Raw genomic sequence first — 1,165 nt, 5'->3', positions numbered from 1 at the left:
GCTCCGTCCAGGCCGCCGTCCTCCCGGCACACTCCGTCCGGGCACACTCCGTCCGGGCCGCCGTCGTCGTTCCGGCCGTCCGCGGGCCGTGCGACCTCGCGCAGCAGGCAGTTGAGGAGCGGAGTGCAGGCATAGGCGTCGGCGCTCTCGCCGAGGTCCGCGATGGAGGGCATCTGCGCAGGTGGTCCGTTCGTTCGGCGGCGCGGTCGCGGTCAGTATCTCCGCCACGACCACCGGTAGCGAGGCCGCGCCTCGGCCACCGCGGGCCGGGGTGGCCGCCGGGCACCGGCGCGGGACGTCCCCACGGGTCGGCCTGGACAAGTACCGCCCCAGCCTGAAGGATCTTGCCCGAGTCCCTGCTCCCCCGATCGCCTGATCACCGATCACCCGGGCCCTCGAGGACCGGCACGGGGCGGGAGGCCGCGGCCGGCACCCCTCCGGCACCTCGTCACCACCGGCGTAAGGACGACACATGGGCCACCGGCACGACATCGCCTGGGAGGACGCAGCCTGGCTCAATCCGCCCGCGGCCACCGCCGTCGACGGCACGGACCTGCTCGTCACCGCCCGGGAGCGCAGCGACTTCTGGCGGACCACCGGCTACGGCTTCGTCCGGGACGACGGTCACGCGCTGCTCACCGGCTTCCCCGCCGGCTCCGCGGTGGAGGTGACGTTCCGGGCCGCCTTCGACGCCCTGTACGACCAGGCCGGCCTCATGATCCGCGTCGACCCGCACACCTGGATCAAGGCCGGGGTGGAGATGAGCGACGGCGTGCCGCACCTCGGCGCCGTGGTCACCCACGGCCGTTCCGACTGGTCGCTGTCCCCGGTACCCGACTGGGACGGCCACCTCGTCACGGTCCGGGCCAGCCGCGCGGGTGACGCGGTGACCGTCCGGGCGCGGACGCCGGAGCACCCTTGGCGCATGGTGCGCCTCGCGCCGCTGGAACCCGGCGCGACCGCCACCGCCGGCCCGTTCTGCTGCTCCCCCGAGCGCGCCGGGCTCCAGGTCCGCTTCACCCGCTTCACCACGGGTCCCGCGGACGCGGCCCTCCACGAAGACCCTGTCGGCTGACGGACCGTTCGGGAGGCCGGAAGTGCGCCGTTCAGCAGGCGAGGAGAACGCGGTGGCGCGGCAGCTGGCGGACCTGCGCCCCGGTCTGGT

General features: G+C 74.8%; 1 protein-coding gene. It reads left to right on the top strand.

Annotation, left to right across the window (positions count from 1 at the left end; translation table 11 throughout):
* Positions 1 to 472 precede the first annotated feature (472 nt).
* Positions 473 to 1,075, top strand: a complete 603-nt coding sequence (locus HW445_RS31880) for a DUF1349 domain-containing protein (protein WP_180224243.1) — start codon at positions 473 to 475, stop codon at positions 1,073 to 1,075.
* Positions 1,076 to 1,165: the final 90 nt, after the last annotated feature.

Origin of the sequence: Streptomyces sp. UH6, assembly GCF_013421635.1 — a bacterium.
Lineage (GTDB): Bacteria > Actinomycetota > Actinomycetes > Streptomycetales > Streptomycetaceae > Streptomyces > Streptomyces abyssomicinicus.
This window is presented reverse-complemented; position numbering and strand designations above follow the sequence as displayed.